Raw genomic sequence first — 17,728 nt, forward strand, 5'->3', positions numbered from 1 at the left:
GGCCACCTAGACCTCCAGGAGGACTAAAAGTGGCAAAGGCGAAGTTCGAGCGTACGAAGCCGCACGTCAACATCGGTACCATTGGTCACGTTGACCACGGTAAGACCACCACTACCGCCGCTATCACCAAGGTTCTGGCTGACAAGTACCCGGACCTGAACCAGTCGTTCGCTTTCGACGCTATTGACAAGGCGCCGGAAGAGCGGGAGCGCGGTATTACCATCAACGTCTCGCACGTTGAGTACCAGACCGAGAAGCGTCACTACGCTCACGTCGACGCTCCGGGCCACGCCGACTACATCAAGAACATGATCACCGGTGCTGCTCAGATGGACGGCGCGATTCTGGTTGTCGCCGCTACCGACGGTCCGATGCCGCAGACCCGTGAGCACGTTCTCCTGGCTCGCCAGGTTGGCGTTCCGTACATCCTCGTTGCACTGAACAAGTGCGACATGGTTGACGATGAAGAGATCATCGAACTCGTCGAGATGGAGATTCGCGAGCTGCTGGCTGAGCAGGACTACGACGAAGAGGCTCCGATTGTTCACATCTCCGCTCTGAAGGCTCTTGAGGGCGACGAGAAGTGGGCAGAGTCCATCGTCGAGCTCATGCAGGCTTGTGACGACAACATCCCGGACCCGGTCCGCGAGACCGACAAGCCGTTCCTGATGCCGATTGAGGACATCTTCACCATTACCGGTCGCGGCACCGTTGCTACCGGTCGTGTTGAGCGCGGCGTTCTGAACGTCAACGACGAGGTGGAGATTCTGGGCATCAAGGAGAAGTCCCAGAAGACCACCGTTACCGGTATCGAGATGTTCCGCAAGCTGCTGGATTCCGCTGAGGCTGGCGACAACTGTGGTCTGCTGCTCCGCGGTACCAAGCGTGAGGACATCGAGCGCGGTCAGATCGTTGCTAAGCCGGGCGCTTACACCCCGCACACCGAGTTCGAGGGTTCCGTCTACATCCTGTCCAAGGATGAGGGCGGCCGTCACACCCCGTTCTTCAACAACTACCGTCCGCAGTTCTACTTCCGCACCACCGACGTCACCGGCGTCGTTTCCCTGCCGGAAGGTGTCGAGATGGTTATGCCGGGCGACAACGTTGACATGTCTGTCAAGCTGATCCAGCCGGTCGCAATGGACGAGGGCCTGCGCTTCGCTATCCGCGAGGGTGGCCGCACCGTCGGCGCTGGCCGCGTTACCAAGATCATTAAGTAAGTCTTCTCCCCAATGGGGAAATGCTTTAACTAGGTCTTAGAAGAATCCCGACTCCGCGTAAGCGGAAGTCGGGATTCTTTGTATCTGTACATAGCCGACATTAGACGGGATGGGGCCGGCGCAATAGCCGTCGTTAAGCAGCCTGTTCCGTAATGGGTGTGATGTACGTTGCACTTTGGAATCGCGATTTTACATTTGCAGTGTGGGCGTGCTTTAATACGGAGGTTGCTTTAACAAAGGCGTTCGCGCCAATTGTTGTATCAGGCCCAGCTGGGAACCAGTACGAAATTGGACTTAGCGCCTATGGTAAGGCGAGCATGACCACGTAGGGAAGTTTCTTCCCAATCGTGCCTCACGGAGAAAACGGGCGACACGCCCGACCGCGGGGGTCGGAGGTGGCATGGCAAATTAACAGCGGCAGTAGGCAAAATGAAGAGCCCCACGAGGGGGACTTGTTTTCCACTGGGATTTGAGTGCAAGGCGTTATTCGTCCGCTCGGGTCATGGCCAAAAGTTAATTTGCCATGACGATCGAAGACGAAATCGCTTTGAAGTAATGCACAACCCAGTTTTAATTTCTGGCGCTGGCCATAGTTGCTGACGGCGTCGAGAAACATTGACAGGGTCGACGCCCCTTTAATTGGGGCGCGCCGACCGAGGAGAGGACAAGCGTGGCCGGACAAAAGATCCGCATCAGGCTCAAGGCCTACGACCACGAGGCTATCGACGCTTCTGCGCGAAAGATCGTGGAGACCGTTACCCGTACGGGTGCACGCGTCGTTGGCCCGGTGCCGTTGCCAACCGAAAAGAACGTTTACTGCGTTATCCGTTCGCCGCACAAGTACAAGGACTCGCGCGAGCACTTCGAGATGCGCACTCACAAGCGTCTGATCGACATTCTCGATCCAACGCCGAAGACCGTCGATGCACTTATGCGCATTGACCTTCCGGCAAGTGTCGATGTGAACATTCAGTGATCCTGGACTTTTGGTAGCGGAGACAAGATAAATGAGTGAAAACGAGATCAAGGGCATCCTGGGCACGAAGCTCGGTATGACTCAGATCTTCGACGAGGAAAACCGCGTTGTTCCGGTTACCGTCGTTGAGGCTGGGCCGTGCGTAGTGACTCAGGTGCGCACTAAGGAAACCGACGGCTACGACGCCGTCCAGATTGCATACGGCGAAATTGACCCACGTAAGGTCAACAAGCCGGAGGCCGGCCACTTCAAGAAGGCCGGTGTGACCCCGCGTCGCCACAGCGTCGAGATTCGCACCCCGGACGCTTCCTCTTACGAGGTCGGCCAGTCCGTTGGTGTCGACATCTTTGGCGAAATTGAGTACGTCGACGTCACTGGTACCTCCAAGGGCCACGGCTTTGCCGGTGGTATGAAGCGCCACGGCTTTGCTGGCCAGGGTGCTGCTCACGGTAACCAGGCTGCTCACCGTCGTGTTGGTGGCATTGGCGCCTGCGCCACGCCAGGACGCGTCTTCAAGGGCAAGCGCATGGCAGGCCGCATGGGTAACGACCGGGTCACAACCCAGAACCTGAAGATCCAGAAGGTTGACGCTGACGCGAACCTGCTGCTCATCAAGGGCGCAGTTCCGGGTGCACGCGGCGGCCTGCTGGTTGTTAAGACTGCCACGAAGGGTGGTGCTCACGCATGACCAACCTCAAGCTAGACGTACACACCGCTGAAGGCGGCGTGAACGGTTCGGTTGAGCTTCCTGCTTCCGTGTTCGACGCGGAGGTGTCCATCGCCCTGATGCACCAGGTTGTTGTCGCGCAGCGTGCAGCAGCTCGCCAGGGCACCCACAAGGTCAAGACCCGCGGCGAGGTTCGCGGCGGTGGCCGCAAGCCGTGGCGCCAGAAGGGTACCGGTCGCGCTCGTCAGGGTTCGATCCGTGCTCCGCACTGGACCGGCGGTGGCATTGTCCACGGCCCGGTGCCGCGCGACTACAGCCAGCGCACCCCGAAGAAGATGATTGCAGCTGCTCTGCGTGGCGCACTCTCTGACCGTGCTCGCCACGACCGCATCCACGTTGTCGAGGAACTGGTCCCAGGTCAGACCCCGTCCACCAAGGCAGCTCGTACTTTCGTCGAGCGTCTGACTGAGCGCAACAACGTGCTCGTCGTTCTGCCACGCGAGGACGTCAACTCGTGGAAGTCGGTTCGTAACCTGCCAGGTGTCCACATCCTGTCTGAGGATCAGCTGAACACCTACGACGTTCTGAAGGCCGATGACGTCATCTTCGCCGTTCAGGCGCTTAATGACTTCATCACTCGCACCGCCGGTAAGGAGGAGAAGTAATGGCTACCATCGCAGATCCCCGCGACATCATTGTTGCACCGGTAGTGTCTGAGAAGTCCTACGGACTCATGGAGCAGGGCGTTTACACGTTCCTGGTTCACACCGACGCTAACAAGACCCAGATCAAGATCGCGGTCCAGGAGATTTTCGGTGTCAAGGTCGCTTCCGTCAACACCCTCAACCGTGAGGGCAAGCGCAAGCGTTCCCGCACCGGCTACGGCAAGCGCAAGAACACCAAGCGCGCCTACGTGACTCTCGCGGCCGGCAGCGATCCCATCGACATCTTCGGCGGTTCGGCAGCCTAGCCGCTAGCCGACGAGGAAGTTAAGGAAGAGCAAAAGTATGGCTATTCGTAAGTACAAGCCGACTACGCCGGGTCGCCGCCAGAGCTCCGTCTCCGAGTTCAGCGAGGTTACTCGCTCGACTCCTGAGAAGTCTCTGCTGCGCCCGCTGTCGAAGACTGGTGGCCGTAACGTACACGGTCACATCACCACTCGCCACAAGGGTGGCGGACACAAGCGCCAGTACCGTGTCATCGACTTCCGTCGTAATGACAAGGACGGCATTCCGGCAAAGGTCGCTCACATCGAGTACGACCCGAACCGTACCGCCAACATCGCACTGCTGCACTACGCAGACGGTGAGAAGCGCTACATCATCGCTCCGAAGAACCTGAAGCAGGGTGCCATCGTTGAGTCCGGCGCTAACGCCGACATCAAGGTTGGTAACAACCTGCCGCTGCGTAACATCCCGACCGGTTCCACCATTCACTGCGTGGAGCTCAAGCCGGGTGCCGGTGCACAGCTGGCACGTTCTGCTGGTGCTTCTATTCAGCTTCTCGGTAAGGAAGGCAAGTACGCAGTTCTGCGTATGCCGTCCTCTGAGATCCGTCGCGTCGACGCTCGTTGCCGTGCAACCGTCGGTGAGGTCGGAAACCAGGATCAGATCAACATTCGTTGGGGCAAGGCCGGCCGTATGCGTTGGAAGGGCTGGCGCCCGACTGTCCGCGGTGTTGTCATGAACCCGGTCGACCACCCGCACGGTGGTGGTGAGGGTAAGACCTCCGGTGGTCGCCACCCGGTTTCCCCGTGGGGCCAGAAGGAAGGCCGCACCCGTAAGCCGAACCGCCCGAGCGACCAGCTGATCGTTCGTCGCCGTCGTACCAACAAGAATAAGAAGCGCTAAGGAGGGAACTGAGAATGCCACGCAGCCTTAAGAAGGGCCCGTTCGTCGATGAGCACCTCCTCGCGAAGGTCGATGCACAGAACGAGAAGGGCACCAAGCAGGTCATCAAGACCTGGTCTCGCCGCTCCACGATTCTCCCCGATTTCATCGGCCACACCTTCGCCGTTCACGACGGTCGCAAGCACGTGCCGGTGTTCGTGGATGACTCTATGGTCGGCCACAAGCTGGGCGAATTCGCCCCGACCAAGACCTTCAAGGGTCACGTCAAGGATGACAAGAAGGGACGTCGATAAGCCATGAGCAACGACATTACTTCTGCACGCGCAACTGCGCGCTTCGTCCGCGTTACTCCGATGAAGGCACGTCGCGTCCTGGACACCGTTCGCGGTAAGTCCGTCGACGAGGCACTGAACATCCTGGAGTACGCACCGCAGGGTGCTGCTGATCCAGTTGCCAAGGTTGTTGCGTCTGCAGCTGCAAATGCTGAGAACAACTTCGGCCTGGACCGTCGTACTCTGGTCATCTCCGAGGCTTACGCCAACGAGGGACCGACCATGAAGCGCTTCCGCCCGCGTGCGCAGGGCCGTGCTTTCCACGTCCGCAAGCGCACCAGCCACATCACCGTGGTCGTCGAGAGCCAGAAGGAAGGTGACCGATAGTGGGACAGAAGATCCATCCACACGGTCTTCGCCTCGGTATTTCCAGCGACTGGAAGTCCCGCTGGTACGCCGACAAGCAGTACGCTGACTACCTGGCCGAGGACATCAAGATCCGCGATCTGCTGTCCACCGGTCTTGAACGCGCCGGCATCTCCGATGTCGTTATCGAGCGCACCCGTGACCGCGTGCGCGTCGACATCCACACCGCACGCCCGGGCATCGTTATCGGTCGTCGTGGCTCTGAGGCTGACCGCATTCGCGGCCAGCTCGAGAAGCTCACCGGCAAGCAGGTTCAGCTGAACATCCTCGAGGTCAAGAACATTGACGCGGATGCGAAGCTGGTTGCTCAGTCCATCGCTGAGCAGCTCGCCAACCGTGTCGCTTTCCGTCGTGCAATGCGCAAGGCTATCCAGTCTGCAATGCGTCAGCCGCACGTCAAGGGCATCAAGGTTGTCTGCTCCGGTCGTCTCGGCGGTGCCGAGATGGGCCGCACCGAGCGCTACCACGAGGGTCGCGTTCCGCTGCACACCCTGCGTGCGGAGATCGACTACGGCACCCACGAAGCTCACACCACCTTCGGTCGCATTGGCGTCAAGGTGTGGATCTACAAGGGTGACGTGATCGGTGGCCGTCGCGAGTCCGAGATCAACGCCGGCAACGCCCGCCAGCGTCGCGGCAACGACCGCCCGCGTCGCGGTGGCAAGCGTCGTCAGCGTGCATCTGAGAAGAAGGAGGGCTAATTCATGCTCATCCCGAAGCGCGTTAAGTTCCGTCGTCAGCACCGCCCGACCCGTTCTGGTATGTCCAAGGGCGGCAACAAGGTGACTTTCGGTGAATACGGTCTCCAGGCTCTCGAGCCGGCCTACATCACCAACCGTCAGATTGAGGCAGCGCGTATTGCCATCAACCGCCACGTCAAGCGTGGTGGTAAGGTCTGGATTCAGATTTTTCCGGACCGCCCGCTGACCCAGAAGCCACTGGGTGTTCGTATGGGTTCCGGTAAGGGCCCGGTCGAAAAGTGGGTTGCAAACGTCAAGCCGGGTCGCATCATGTTCGAGATGTCCTACCCGGACGAGGCAGTTGCTATCGAGGCACTGAAGCGCGCAGGCGCTAAGCTGCCGATTAAGACCCGAATCGTTCGGAAGGAGGATCAGTACTGATGTCGAACGGCATTCCCGCCCACGAGCTTCGCTCGCTGGATAACGATGACCTGGTTGCCAAGCTCAAGGAGTCTAAGGAGGAGCTGTTCAACCTCCGTTTCCAGAGCGCTACCGGTCAGCTGACCAACAACCGCCGTCTCCGCACTGTCCGCAAGGATATTGCTCGCATTTACACCGTTATGCGTGAGCGCGAGCTCGGCCTGTCTGCTGCACCAACCGATGGTGATGCAGCATGAGTGAGGAAAACATGAACACCACCGAGGCTGGCGCACGTAAGGTGCGCACCGGTTACGTCGTGTCCGACAAGATGCAGAAGACCATCGTTGTCGAGCTCGAGGACCGCAAGCAGCACGCCCTGTACGGCAAGATCATGCGCACGAACTCCAAGGTCAAGGCGCACGACGAGAACGAAGAGGCTGGCGTGGGCGACCGCGTCCGCATCGAAGAGTGCCGTCCGCTCTCCAAGGACAAGCACTACCGCCTGATTGAGATCGTCGAGAAGGCTAAGTAAGACCCGTTGGCTAACTAAACAGCTAGGGCTTTACGACGAGAACCCCGCCGCGGGAAACACGCAAGTGTTTTCTGTGGCGGGGTTTTGTTTTTGGCAAGCCATGTTTCTTCGTGTTTCTAGTCTCTTCAGTGCAGGTTTGCTGGGTTTTATCTCTGATAGCATTGGCGACGATTTGTGCTTTGTGAGGGGAGAAGTTCGGTGACTACTGACGTGACCAGGATTGATGATCGAGACCTGGAGTCCGCGCTTCGCTCACACGACGTGGCGACATTGTCGCGGCTCTTAACTGATGTTGAGCCCAAAGCTGCCGCTCGAAAGATGCGCCGCCTCAGCCATGAGGAACGTGCGCTGTTCTACCGCACACTGCCGAAAGACACGGCGGTTGAAACCTTCGATGAGCTGGACTCAGCGCTGCAGGCGCATCTGATCGACAGCCTCCGTGATCCTGAAGTCACCGCAGTCTTTGCGGAGATGGAACCGGACGACCGAGCTGAGTTGCTCGATGAGCTACCAGCCTCGGTTGCTTCAAAGCTGCTGGCCGATTTGCCGGATGATGAGCGCGAGCTCACCAACATTGTTCTCGGCTACCCCGACGGTTCCATTGGCCGCCGTATGAGCCCGGAGCTGGTATCGCTTCACGACGACATGACGGTGGGGAAAGCCCTCGAGACCGTCTGCAAGCATCTGGATGATGCCGAGTCTATCTACACCTTGCCGGTGTCGAACCGGAATCGCCGACTGATGGGCGTGGTAAGTCTTCGTGATTTGATGCGCGCCGACCGTGATATCCATGTGTCGGCAATTTTGAGGAAGGCCGACTACGCAGAGGCCACCGAGTCCGAAGAGAAGGTGGCTCGCATGTGCGCCAATCGTAAGCGCTTAGCTCTACCGATCGTCGATAGCGAGCAGCGTGTTATCGGCCTGCTCACGGTGGACGACGCACTCCGGATTCTGGAGGAAGCAGATTCCGAGGACCAAGCTCGTATTTCCGGTTCTGAGCCACTGCGCTTGCCGTACCTTGCTACGCCAATCTTTGAGATTGTTCGCTCTCGTGTGGTCTGGTTGCTCGTGCTGGCAATCGGTGCGACATTGACCGTGCAAGTCCTGGAAACCTTCGAAGAGACTCTGTCTCAGATGGTCGTTCTCTCAGTGTTCGTACCGCTGCTGATTGGTACAGGTGGCAATACCGGTAACCAGGCTGCAACTACGATTACGCGTGCGTTGGCGCTGGGGGATGTCCAACCGCGAGATATATTCAAGGTCATTCTCCGAGAGGTGAGGGTCGGCGCGTTCCTCGGTCTATTGCTTGGTTCTCTAGGCCTACTATTGGCTGGATTGTTCTACGGTTGGGACATCGGCCTCGTTATCGGCCTGACGCTGCTGGGTATTTGTACCCTCGCGGCAACCGTCGGTGGCATCATGCCGCTGATTGGTAAGAAGTTCGGCATTGACCCAGCAGTCTTCGCGAACCCGTTTATTACGACGCTTGTTGATGCCTCCGGCCTGATTATCTACTTCCTGATCGCTAAGTCGGTACTGGGGATTTAGACCCCACGGTGCGCAGCTGCACCGATACATAAAAAGTGTCCAGCTGCGCCATAATGGTGGCCATGAGCAATGGCACCCACAATCACCGCACTTGGAAAGAAATTATTGCCGCCGATCCGCAGCATTCTCGGCGCTACGCCAACCGGTGGCGGGGATTCGTGCGCGAGGGCCGCGATATCGATGGCGAGGCGCGGCTGGTGGATGCGATGGCGCCACGCCACGCTCGAATTCTAGATGCCGGCTGCGGACAGGGGCGCGTGGGCGGTTACCTGGCGAAGGCTGGGCACCGAGTCATGGGCGTCGATGTCGACCCCTATCTCATCGATGAGGCGAAACGCCAGTTCCCGGACGCGACGTGGTTGGTAGGGGATTTGGCGCAATTGGCGCACGTGCTTGACGACGGCCTCGAGAACACGCCCCACGATGACACGGCATCCGCTTTCGATGTCATCATTTGCCCCGGCAATGTCCTGACCTTCGTAGCGCCAGAAGACCGCACGAAGGTACTGCAGGCCTTCGCAGCGGCACTGAATCCGGAGGGCGGTCGTGCCATCATCGGCTTCGGTGCCGGCCGTGGCTGGGACTTTGCGGATTTTGAAACCACTGCGCAGGAGGCGGGGCTCACCGTGATTCAGCGTTATTCGACGTGGGATCTTCGTCCGTTTGAGGATGAGTCTCAGTTCCTGGTTGCAGTGCTTGAACGGGGGTAGAGAGCTGTGATCGTCGTAAAGCGGTTGCGATTCCGTGCCGGACTATCGTTATTCTTTTATGCGAATAACTGCAATTAACGGCACGCAGGGAAGGCTTCGGCGGTGACGCTATACGAAACGCTGGATACGGCTGGTGACAAAAAACAGGAACTGATGACGCAGGACTACGGGCGTTTTGCGGTTCGAGCGGTCCTGGCGGGCATGTATCTGACGTTGGGAACGGCCTTTGCAGCGGTAGCTGGCCAAGTGGCCGAAGCTGTTGCTCCGGGCACTGGGGGACTGGTCTTTGCGTGCCTGTTCGGGCTTGGACTGTTCGCCATTGTGGTGCTCGGTGCAGAGCTGGCGACTGGCAGCATGATGTTTGTGTCCTGGTCCGCTGCACGCGGTCGCATGCCGTGGGGAGTGGCTCTTCGGATGGTGGCCGTCGCCACGTTCTACAACTTCATCGGTGCCGCGATTGTGGCGCTGGTGCTAAGCCAGAGCGCCAAACTCGGTGGGATTGATGACACACATCTGATTTCCACCTTGACCGAGGGGAAGCTGGCCAAGCCGTTCTTCGGTGCTTTCGTAGAGGCGATGGGCGCGAACTTCGTGGTCAATATGGCTGTTTTAGGCGCGCTACAAGCCAAAGAAATCATTTCGAAGTTCGCTGTGATTCTGCCGATTATTGCGGTGTTCGTTGGGCTCGGGCTTGAGCATGTGATTGCGAACTTCTCGCTGTTTTCCTTGGCCTTTTTCGCCGATCCGCGTCCTGCCGGCTTCGATGGCCTGCACATTACAGGCAACTGGGTGGCAGTGTGGTTGGGCAACTTCGTAGGCGGTGGCCTGGGAATTGGCGCGGTCTACGCCTGGTTGAACCAGACGAAGACCAGCTATGTTGATTAGCTTTTGAGCTTTGCCGGAGCCTATCCGACGACCTATCTCAAGGGCTATCCGACGGCCTGCCCGAAGAGCAGGCCGACGAAGTAGGACACAATCAAACCGAGCGCGCCACCGATGACCAGACGTAGCGCAGCCTTGCCGGAGTGCGTGGAGCTGAGCTTGGCGCTGATGTAGCCGGTCAAGGCCAACGTCACGATGGTGACAACGGTGACCGCAATCGCGCCGGAGGTGGGGCCGGTGAACACCAGAGCCGCAATCATCGGCAGGATGGCGCCGAGTAGGAACGACAGTGCCGAAGAACCAGCAGCCGCCCAGGGGTTGGTAAGTTCCTCGCCGTCAATGCCCAATTCCAGCTTTAGGTGAGCTGCCAGCGGATCATTTTGTGCGATGCCGTGGGCAGCATCTTCGGCGATATGTTGTGGGATGCCGTAGCCAGAGAGAATCCCCACGAGCTCCTTATGCTCTTCATCTGGAAAGTCCTTGAGCTCGGCCTTTTCTTTGGCAATCAGTGCTCGCTCAGTATCGCGCTGAGTTGAAACCGAGACGTATTCCCCCAGAGCCATCGAGATAGCACCAGCGATAACGGCGGCGGCACCAGCAGTCAGAATGGCTTCGCGAGAAGAACCTGCTGCAATCACGCTGAGCAAGATTAGAGCAGTGGAGACGATGCCGTCGTTGGCTCCGAGGACTCCGGCGCGAAGCCAGTTGAGCTTCGACGTCTCAGAAGACTTATGCGGTTCATGAGGATGCGCGTACGTGGTCATGGCAGGACCTTTCTCCCATGTCAGCCTCACGCCTACGGGTGGTACGAGGCCTCACCATCGATTTAATGCCGATTCGGGCACATTCTCAACCAGTGAAGTGAAACGAGGGCAGTCCTCTCGTATGTAGTTTTATGCCAGCTTATGTGGGTGTTTGCGGAGGCCGTCGTGCGTCAATGTCAATACCGCGATCAGCGCAATCAGCGCGCAGGTCAACATTGATATGGCCATTGATAAAGGCAGATTGGAACCAAGCCCCACCAACGGGGAAACCGTGGCGGCCGCGAGGAACTGTGCGAAGCCCATGAGGCCGGAACCTGAGCCAATTCCGATATCTCGAACCTCCTCAATTCCGAGTGCTGTGGCATTGGCGAAGATCAGCGGCATCATCGGTACCGTAATGAACAGCAACAGCCAAGTAGTGAAGAAGTTAATCCCGACTATGGCATTAACAATCAGGCCTATCGACGTCACGAGCATGACCGTGAGTGCAACTAAAATGCCCTTGCGGGGATGAAGCCGGTTGATCATCTTGCCGTTGAGGATTGACACAAAGGTCAACATCGCTGCATTGGATGCGAACACGAGAGAGAACTGAGTAGGGGTGAGCCCCAGCAGCTCCTGGAAGATAAAGGGTGACGCAGCGATATAGGAGAACATCACCGAGAAGCCACCAGCGAAAGCTAACAAGTAGCCGACAAATACGGGCCGCTGTAGCAGCCTGCCGATATTGGGCAGGAGATTGCGCAGAGAGCCTGTGGAGCGTCGCTCTGGCGGTAGAGTTTCCGGAACCATCAGAAACACAATCGCGACCATCGCGACGTTGATGGCTGCGAGAAACCAGAACACGCTGCGCCAGCCGAATGCGGGGCCCAGAAAGCCACCCACAAGGGGAGCGATTGCCGGGGCGATGGAGGAAATGCCCATCAGCGTCGAGAAAGCTCTCGCTGATGCCTTGCCCTTCAAGAGGTCTGGGACTACAGCACGAGCCAGAACCACTGTGGAGCCACCAGCTAACCCCTGGAACAGGCGCATTGCAATAAGCGTGCCAATATTCGGTGCTATTGCACAGAGGATTGACGAGCCCAAGAACACCAAAGTCGCAATGAGAAGCAACTTCCTACGGCCCAAACTATCGGAGAGAGCGCCAATGACGAGCTGCCCTGCAGCCATACCGATCATGAAGGTTGCCAGAGTGAGCTGAACCATTGACTCGGTTGTGGAGAACTCCTTGGCTATCTCCACGAAGGAGGCCAGGTATGTATCTGCGCCGAACGGGGCGGCGGCGGATAATAAGGCTAACCCGGCAAGTAGCGATACCGGAAGCGTCTGTGCTGGCTGTGTCTGAGCGTTCTCGGAATGTGGATTTGTCACTGTCTCAGTCTAGGGTTTCCGCGGAATAGGGTTGCTGCGGAGGGTATAAACCATGTTGGGGGCATGAAACTAAGGGATTTTGTTGTCCCGCACGAACGTGCCATAATACACAGGTTGCGCGAAGTGGCTGCGTGCTGCTCTCAACGGTCTATGACCGTAGCTAGCATGGGGTCAAAGCGATATGGAAGTTGCCTCTAGCAGGTGCTTTCGTCGTAAAGCGTAAACACAAGACATAAAGACCGCGTGCGTTTAGGACGGAAATCTGACGCACAATGCAACCAGGTCAGGAGAAACGCAGTGATTCAGCAGGAATCCCGTCTGCGCGTTGCCGACAACACTGGTGCACGTGAAATCCAGTGCATCCGCGTTCTCGGCGGCTCGACCCGACGCTTCGCTGGCATTGGCGACACCATTGTCGCAACTGTCAAGGAAGCTACTCCGGGCGGCAACGTCAAGGCAGGCGAAATTGTTAAGGCAGTCATCGTCCGTGCGAAGAAGGAGACCCGTCGTCCGGACGGCTCCTACATCTCGTTCGACGAGAATGCAGCTGTCATCATCAAGGCCGACGGTGAGCCAAAGGGCACCCGTATTTTCGGCCCGGTCGCGCGTGAGCTGCGTGACAAGAAGTTCATGAAGATTGTCTCGCTCGCACCGGAGGTGATTTAAGTGAAGATCCGTAAGGGCGATACCGTGCTGGTTATCTCCGGTCCGGACAAGGGTGCTCAGGGCAAGGTCATCGAGGCCTACCCGAAGCGCGACAAGGTCCTGGTCGAGGGCGTTAACCGTATCAAGAAGCACGTTGCAAACTCCGCTGCGGAGCGCGGTGCATCCTCGGGTGGCATTGTCACTCAGGAAGCTCCGATTCACGTGTCGAACGTCATGCTGGTCGACGAAGATGGTACCCCGACTCGCGTTGGTTACCGCTTCGATGAGGACGGCAAGAAGGTTCGCATCTCCCGCCGTACCGGGAAGGACATCTAAGCATGAGCGAAAATTACACCCCTCGTCTGAAGGCCCGTTACCGCGATGAGATTCGCGGCAAGATGCAGGAAGAGTTCTCCTACGAGAACGTCATGCAGATTCCGGGCGTTACCAAGGTCGTCGTTAACATGGGCGTCGGCGCTGCTGCTCAGGACAAGAAGCAGATCAACGGTGCTATCAACGACCTGACTCTGATCACCGGTCAGAAGCCGGAGACCCGTCGCGCTCGCAAGTCGATCGCTAACTTCAAGCTTCGTGAAGGCGACGCCATCGGCGCTCGCGTCACCCTGCGTGGCGACCGTATGTGGGAGTTCCTGGATCGTCTGCTGACCGTGGCTCTGCCGCGAATCCGCGACTTCCGCGGTCTGTCTGATCAGCAGTTCGATGGTCACGGTAACTACACCTTCGGACTGTCTGAGCAGACCATGTTCTACGAGATCGACGTTGACAAGATCGACCGCCCGCGCGGTATGGACATCACCGTCGTGACCACCGCTACCAACAATGAGGAAGGCCGCGCGCTGCTGCGCGAGCTGGGCTTCCCGTTCAAGAAGTAGTTTTGCCTCTTCGGTAGCTTCTGTCTGAAGCCTCGGATGCCGCTTGGCCTCCGGGGCTTTTTGCTGCTCCGTTAACCCTTATGTTCATGGGGGGATGTCGCTGTGCGGGGCCTGCGCAAAAGTTACCAGTGTTGCCGGTGTGAAAGTTGACCCTTTTTGGGGGTTGAAAATTAGTAAAGTCACAAGCTTTCTTAAATGAAAGTTAGGCGTTCGTGATGATTTCGTTGTAAACTGCCATTCGTCATAGTGACGGCCGCCAAAATGCATTGTGGTCGTTATCAATTTGGGCAAGATTTAAGTGACTTCAGCTTCTGTGTGGTTGAGCCAGTGGTTCTACACAGAGCGGTCCTTAAGTTAAAACGCAAAGGGATTAACTACATGAAGAACTTCTCCGTGGCCGTCCGCTCGGCTGCTGTTGCAACTGTTGCGGCTCTGGGTCTGAGCTTGGGCGCAGGTGCTGCCAACGCACAGCCGGCACTGCCGGAAATGCCGAACATTCCGATTCCGGGTATCGGCGACACCGGCCCGAAGGGCGTCAAGCAGATCGTCACCTTCGGTGACTCCTTCACCGCTAATGCCGGTAAGGGTGGCCCGCGTGGCCTGGCGCCGGGGCAGAACGTGCTGGTCGCTAACTGTGCCACCGACATGGAAAACTGGCCGAAGATTGCAGCGTCGAAGCTGAACAAGTCCCTGGGTGACTGGTCCTGTAACGGTCTTGGTGGCTTCCCGGGTCAGCTCCTCGCATACCTGGAAGCTTCCATCCAGTACGGCGACATCGGAGAGGGCACTGAGAAGGTTGTCCTGATGTACGGCGGCATGGACTGGGTCCAGTGGGTTGACGTGGCAGGCGAGCTGGTCGCAAAGCCGGACCCCAAGGCTCCGTCGCTGTTCAAGCAGACGCTGCGTCAGTTCACTGACCGCGTCCACCAGGTTGCTCCGGGTGCTCAGGTCGTCCTGGCTTCGTACCCTGAGTACGCTACCAATGACCAGCTGTGCCTGGTGAACGCCCCGAACCAGACCTTCCCGATCCCGGCACCGGGTGCCAGCGAGATTCAGGGGGCATTCCGCGACAGCATTCGCTCCGCGTCTCAGCACGTAGGTGCCGGCTTCATCGACGTCTACGAGGCAACCCTCGGCCACGGTACCTGCAACCCAAACCCGGATGAGCGCTTCGTCGCCGGTTTCGCAGATCCGGTGATGGGCCCGATGACCAATCACCCGACGGTGGCTGGCGAAAAGGCTATGGGTAACATCATCGCCGACCAGCTCTACTAATTTCCTCTAGCCGGCGCCATATCGGCTAGAAATTGAGTTCCACTGCTAATTGGTGGGGCTTCACGCCGCGAGCGGACTAACGTCCAGCCGCGGCGTTTTTGCATTTCGGCCGGTATTTGTTAGTATCACCAGGTCTGCCCTCTGTAAGAGGTGCGGCAGTAAAAATGTAAGAACTTTGCTGTAGGCCCCTCGCCTCGCATCGTCTCTGGCGTCACCTGGGTGGCGAGCTGACTCGGCTATTGAACCGAGTTGGCGAACAGTAGCCCTTAAATCGCCGGAATCACGATATTGGTAATCGCTCCAACTTAAGCTTTCGTCGTGTGACAGTTGCTGTTTGCGCGGTCATTGGAGTTAGCCACGAGGTGGGAAGGAACCGCAGCGAGAAAGGAAGCGGTCACTAACCATGACCATGACTGACCCAATCGCCGACATGCTGTCGCGCGTGCGCAACGCTAACAACGCGTACCACGACTCTGTCTCGATGCCGTCGTCCAAGCTGAAGGCTAACATCGCCGAGATCCTCAAGTCTGAGGGTTACATTGCGGACTACGCAGTCGAGGACGCCAAGGTCGGCAAGACCCTGACCCTGAACCTGAAGTACGGCCCGTCCCGCGAGCGTTCGATCGCTGGCGTGCGTCGCGTCTCCAAGCCGGGTCTGCGTGTTTACGCAAAGTCCACTAACCTGCCGAAGGTCCTCGGTGGCCTGGGCGTGGCTATCATCTCCACGTCTCAGGGCCTGCTGACTGACCGTCAGGCTTACGAGAAGAAGGTTGGCGGGGAAGTCCTCGCTTACGTCTGGTAAAGGGGGAACTACACAATGTCTCGTATTGGTAAGAACCCTGTCGTTGTCCCGGCAAATGTTACTGCACAGGTCAACGGCCAGGACGTTTCCGTCAAGGGCCCGAAGGGCGAGCTGTCTGTCTCTATCCCGGCTCCAATTACCGTTGAGCTGAAGGACAATGAGATTGTGGTCAACCGCCCGGATGACCACCGCAAGAGCCGCTCCCTGCACGGCCTGTCCCGTTCGCTGATTAACAATATGGTTGTCGGTGTGACCGAGGGCTACACCATCAAGATGGAAATCTTCGGTGTTGGTTACCGTGTCGCCAAGAAGGGCAAGGACCTCGAGTTCTCCTTGGGCTACTCGCACCCAGTCCTGATCGAAGCACCGGAAGGTATCACCTTCGATGTCGACGGCACCACCAAGCTGTCGATCACAGGTATTGATAAGCAGCAGGTCGGACAGCTCGCAGCTAACATCCGTCGTCTGCGTAAGGATGATCCTTACAAGGGCAAGGGCATTCGTTACGATGGCGAGCAGATCCGTCGCAAGATCGGAAAGACGGGTAAGTAATGAGCAACACCAACGAAAAGCGCCTCCCGGTAGGCAAGGACATCTCGACTCGTCGTCGTGTCGCCCGCGCCCGCCGTCACGCACGCTTGCGCAAGAACGTCCGCGGCACCTCCGAGGCACCGCGCCTCGTCGTGCACCGCTCTTCCCGCCACATCACCGCTCAGGTTATCGACGACTCTATCGGTCGTACCCTGGCCGCTGCTTCCACTCTGGACGCAGATCTCCGTGGCTTCGAGGGCGACAAGAAGGCCAAGAGCGCCAAGGTCGGCGAGTTGATTGCTGCTCGCGCTAAGGATGCTGGCATCGAGAATGTCGTTTTCGACCGCGGTGGCTACCAGTACCACGGCCGCGTTGCTGCTCTGGCCGAGGCTGCCCGTGAAGGTGGTCTGAAGTTCTAATGCGCACTTACAAGTCCAACGGAAGGAATGCGTGATGTCGGAACGCGATAAGCGCGAAGGCGGACGTAACTCCGCTGACAACAAGAACAACAACCGTCGTGGTGGCCGCGGTAACGACCGTCGCCAGCAGGACGAGCGTTCGCAGTACATCGAGCGCGTAGTAACTATTAACCGAGTTTCCAAGGTCGTCAAGGGCGGTCGTCGCTTCAGCTTCACCGCTCTGGTCATCGTCGGTGACGGCGAGGGCATGGTCGGCGTCGGCTACGGCAAGGCCAAGGAAGTACCGGCAGCTATCCAGAAGGGTGCTGAAGAGGCTCGTAAGAACTTCTTCCGCGTCCCGATGATTGCTGGCACCATCACCCACCCGGTTCAGGGTGAGACCGCTGCTGGCATCGTGCTGCTGCGCCCGGCTGCTCCGGGTACCGGTCTGATTGCCGGCGGCGCTGTCCGCCCGGTTCTCGAGTGCGCCGGTGTTCAGGATGTTCTGTCCAAGTCGCTGGGTACCAACAACTCCATCAACGTTGTTCACGCAACCGTTGATGCTCTCAAGCAGCTGGTTCGCCCTGAAGAGGTCGCCGCACGTCGTGGCAAGTCCCTCGAAGAGGTCACCCCAGCACGTATGCTGCGCGCACGCGCAGGTCAGGGAGCGTGATTTCCATGGCACTGAAGATTACCCAGGTCCGTGGTACCGCTGGTACCAAGCAGAAGCAGAAGGATTCGCTGCGCACCCTCGGCCTGAAGCGCATCAACGATTCCGTCGTCCGCCCGGATACTCCGGCTGTGCGCGGTCTCGTGAACGTTGTGCGTCACCTGGTCGAGGTTGAAGAAGTAGCGGGGGAGTAGGT

26 protein-coding genes are annotated in these 17,728 nt (G+C 58.3%); 24 read left to right on the forward strand and 2 right to left on the reverse strand.

Annotated elements, in window-relative coordinates; genetic code table 11:
• The first annotated feature begins 29 nt into the window (after positions 1-29).
• The 15 genes from tuf to HMPREF2614_RS09320 all read left to right on the forward strand — a co-directional run bounded on the left by tuf (position 30) and on the right by HMPREF2614_RS09320 (position 10,186).
• Complete coding sequence (gene tuf / locus HMPREF2614_RS09250; protein ID WP_038627641.1) at positions 30-1,220, forward strand: elongation factor Tu; 1,191 nt, start codon at positions 30-32, stop codon at positions 1,218-1,220.
• Between the two features lie 670 nt (positions 1,221-1,890).
• Complete coding sequence (rpsJ, locus tag HMPREF2614_RS09255) at positions 1,891-2,196, forward strand: 30S ribosomal protein S10 (RefSeq protein ID WP_003938093.1); 306 nt, start codon at positions 1,891-1,893, stop codon at positions 2,194-2,196.
• Positions 2,197-2,227: 31 nt separating this feature from the next.
• On the forward strand, positions 2,228-2,884 hold the full coding sequence (rplC, locus tag HMPREF2614_RS09260; protein ID WP_005509762.1) for a 50S ribosomal protein L3: 657 nt from the start codon (positions 2,228-2,230) through the stop codon (positions 2,882-2,884).
• Complete coding sequence (gene rplD, locus HMPREF2614_RS09265; protein WP_038627645.1) at positions 2,881-3,528, forward strand: 50S ribosomal protein L4; 648 nt, start codon at positions 2,881-2,883, stop codon at positions 3,526-3,528. The genes rplC and rplD overlap by 4 nt, the downstream gene beginning before the upstream one ends.
• Complete coding sequence (gene rplW, locus HMPREF2614_RS09270) at positions 3,528-3,833, forward strand: 50S ribosomal protein L23 (RefSeq protein ID WP_038627647.1); 306 nt, start codon at positions 3,528-3,530, stop codon at positions 3,831-3,833. Before rplD ends, rplW begins: the two co-directional genes overlap by 1 nt.
• A gap of 37 nt (positions 3,834-3,870) precedes the next feature.
• On the forward strand, positions 3,871-4,713 hold the full coding sequence (gene rplB, locus HMPREF2614_RS09275) for a 50S ribosomal protein L2 (protein ID WP_005509800.1): 843 nt from the start codon (positions 3,871-3,873) through the stop codon (positions 4,711-4,713).
• 14 nt (positions 4,714-4,727) lie between these two features.
• The gene (gene rpsS / locus HMPREF2614_RS09280; protein ID WP_005509882.1) at positions 4,728-5,006 is read left to right on the forward strand and encodes a 30S ribosomal protein S19; all 279 of its coding nucleotides are present in this window, start codon (positions 4,728-4,730) and stop codon (positions 5,004-5,006) included.
• A 3-nt stretch (positions 5,007-5,009) separates the two neighbouring features.
• Positions 5,010-5,372, forward strand: coding sequence for a 50S ribosomal protein L22 (rplV, locus tag HMPREF2614_RS09285; RefSeq protein WP_005509775.1), 363 nt, complete (start codon positions 5,010-5,012; stop codon positions 5,370-5,372).
• A complete protein-coding gene (gene rpsC / locus HMPREF2614_RS09290; RefSeq protein ID WP_005509954.1) occupies positions 5,372-6,112 on the forward strand; it encodes a 30S ribosomal protein S3 in 741 nt (246 codons plus the stop codon). Before rplV ends, rpsC begins: the two co-directional genes overlap by 1 nt.
• 3 nt (positions 6,113-6,115) lie before the next feature.
• Complete coding sequence (gene rplP, locus HMPREF2614_RS09295) at positions 6,116-6,532, forward strand: 50S ribosomal protein L16 (protein ID WP_005509813.1); 417 nt, start codon at positions 6,116-6,118, stop codon at positions 6,530-6,532.
• The gene (gene rpmC / locus HMPREF2614_RS09300) at positions 6,532-6,768 is read left to right on the forward strand and encodes a 50S ribosomal protein L29 (protein WP_005509851.1); all 237 of its coding nucleotides are present in this window, start codon (positions 6,532-6,534) and stop codon (positions 6,766-6,768) included. Before rplP ends, rpmC begins: the two co-directional genes overlap by 1 nt.
• Positions 6,765-7,043: a 30S ribosomal protein S17 gene (gene rpsQ, locus HMPREF2614_RS09305; protein WP_005509926.1), complete on the forward strand. Its 279-nt coding sequence runs from the start codon at positions 6,765-6,767 to the stop codon at positions 7,041-7,043. The genes rpmC and rpsQ overlap by 4 nt, the downstream gene beginning before the upstream one ends.
• Positions 7,044-7,241: 198 nt before the next feature.
• Positions 7,242-8,591 carry a magnesium transporter gene (mgtE, locus tag HMPREF2614_RS09310; protein ID WP_038627650.1) on the forward strand — a complete coding sequence of 450 codons (1,350 nt, stop codon included), beginning with the start codon at positions 7,242-7,244 and terminating at the stop codon, positions 8,589-8,591.
• A 53-nt stretch (positions 8,592-8,644) separates the two neighbouring features.
• Positions 8,645-9,301, forward strand: a complete 657-nt coding sequence (locus HMPREF2614_RS09315) for a class I SAM-dependent methyltransferase (RefSeq protein ID WP_049180779.1) — start codon at positions 8,645-8,647, stop codon at positions 9,299-9,301.
• A 102-nt stretch (positions 9,302-9,403) separates the two neighbouring features.
• Positions 9,404-10,186 (forward strand): formate/nitrite transporter family protein, encoded by a 783-nt coding sequence (locus HMPREF2614_RS09320; protein ID WP_038627654.1) that lies wholly within the window; start codon positions 9,404-9,406, stop codon positions 10,184-10,186.
• Between the two features lie 44 nt (positions 10,187-10,230).
• Here HMPREF2614_RS09320 and HMPREF2614_RS09325 read toward each other — a convergent pair whose 3' ends face one another.
• Both HMPREF2614_RS09325 and HMPREF2614_RS09330 read right to left on the reverse strand, forming a co-directional pair.
• Positions 10,231-10,947, reverse strand: a complete 717-nt coding sequence (locus HMPREF2614_RS09325) for a VIT1/CCC1 transporter family protein (RefSeq protein ID WP_038627657.1) — start codon at positions 10,945-10,947, stop codon at positions 10,231-10,233.
• 129 nt (positions 10,948-11,076) lie between these two features.
• Positions 11,077-12,318: a multidrug effflux MFS transporter gene (locus tag HMPREF2614_RS09330; RefSeq protein WP_049180780.1), complete on the reverse strand. Its 1,242-nt coding sequence runs from the start codon at positions 12,316-12,318 to the stop codon at positions 11,077-11,079.
• A 297-nt stretch (positions 12,319-12,615) separates the two neighbouring features.
• Here HMPREF2614_RS09330 and rplN point away from each other — a divergent pair, with 297 nt between their 5' ends.
• From rplN to rpmD, 9 genes are all read left to right on the forward strand, one after another.
• Positions 12,616-12,984, forward strand: coding sequence for a 50S ribosomal protein L14 (gene rplN, locus HMPREF2614_RS09335; RefSeq protein WP_038627660.1), 369 nt, complete (start codon positions 12,616-12,618; stop codon positions 12,982-12,984).
• Entirely contained in the window at positions 12,985-13,299 is a 315-nt protein-coding gene (gene rplX, locus HMPREF2614_RS09340; protein ID WP_005509963.1) for a 50S ribosomal protein L24, read from the forward strand.
• A gap of 2 nt (positions 13,300-13,301) precedes the next feature.
• A complete protein-coding gene (gene rplE, locus HMPREF2614_RS09345; RefSeq protein WP_005509901.1) occupies positions 13,302-13,856 on the forward strand; it encodes a 50S ribosomal protein L5 in 555 nt (184 codons plus the stop codon).
• Positions 13,857-14,234: 378 nt separating this feature from the next.
• Positions 14,235-15,131 (forward strand): GDSL-type esterase/lipase family protein, encoded by an 897-nt coding sequence (locus HMPREF2614_RS09350; RefSeq protein ID WP_038627665.1) that lies wholly within the window; start codon positions 14,235-14,237, stop codon positions 15,129-15,131.
• A 403-nt stretch (positions 15,132-15,534) separates the two neighbouring features.
• Positions 15,535-15,933: a 30S ribosomal protein S8 gene (gene rpsH / locus HMPREF2614_RS09355; RefSeq protein ID WP_005509822.1), complete on the forward strand. Its 399-nt coding sequence runs from the start codon at positions 15,535-15,537 to the stop codon at positions 15,931-15,933.
• 15 nt (positions 15,934-15,948) lie between these two features.
• Complete coding sequence (gene rplF, locus HMPREF2614_RS09360) at positions 15,949-16,485, forward strand: 50S ribosomal protein L6 (RefSeq protein ID WP_005509895.1); 537 nt, start codon at positions 15,949-15,951, stop codon at positions 16,483-16,485.
• Positions 16,485-16,883, forward strand: coding sequence for a 50S ribosomal protein L18 (gene rplR, locus HMPREF2614_RS09365; protein WP_038627668.1), 399 nt, complete (start codon positions 16,485-16,487; stop codon positions 16,881-16,883). Before rplF ends, rplR begins: the two co-directional genes overlap by 1 nt.
• A 34-nt stretch (positions 16,884-16,917) precedes the next feature.
• A complete protein-coding gene (gene rpsE / locus HMPREF2614_RS09370) occupies positions 16,918-17,535 on the forward strand; it encodes a 30S ribosomal protein S5 (RefSeq protein ID WP_005510059.1) in 618 nt (205 codons plus the stop codon).
• Positions 17,536-17,540: 5 nt separating this feature from the next.
• Complete coding sequence (gene rpmD / locus HMPREF2614_RS09375) at positions 17,541-17,726, forward strand: 50S ribosomal protein L30 (protein WP_070561014.1); 186 nt, start codon at positions 17,541-17,543, stop codon at positions 17,724-17,726.
• The last annotated feature ends 2 nt before the right edge of the window (positions 17,727-17,728 follow it).

Source organism: Corynebacterium sp. HMSC074C11, assembly GCF_001809455.1.
Lineage (GTDB): Bacteria > Actinomycetota > Actinomycetes > Mycobacteriales > Mycobacteriaceae > Corynebacterium > Corynebacterium amycolatum.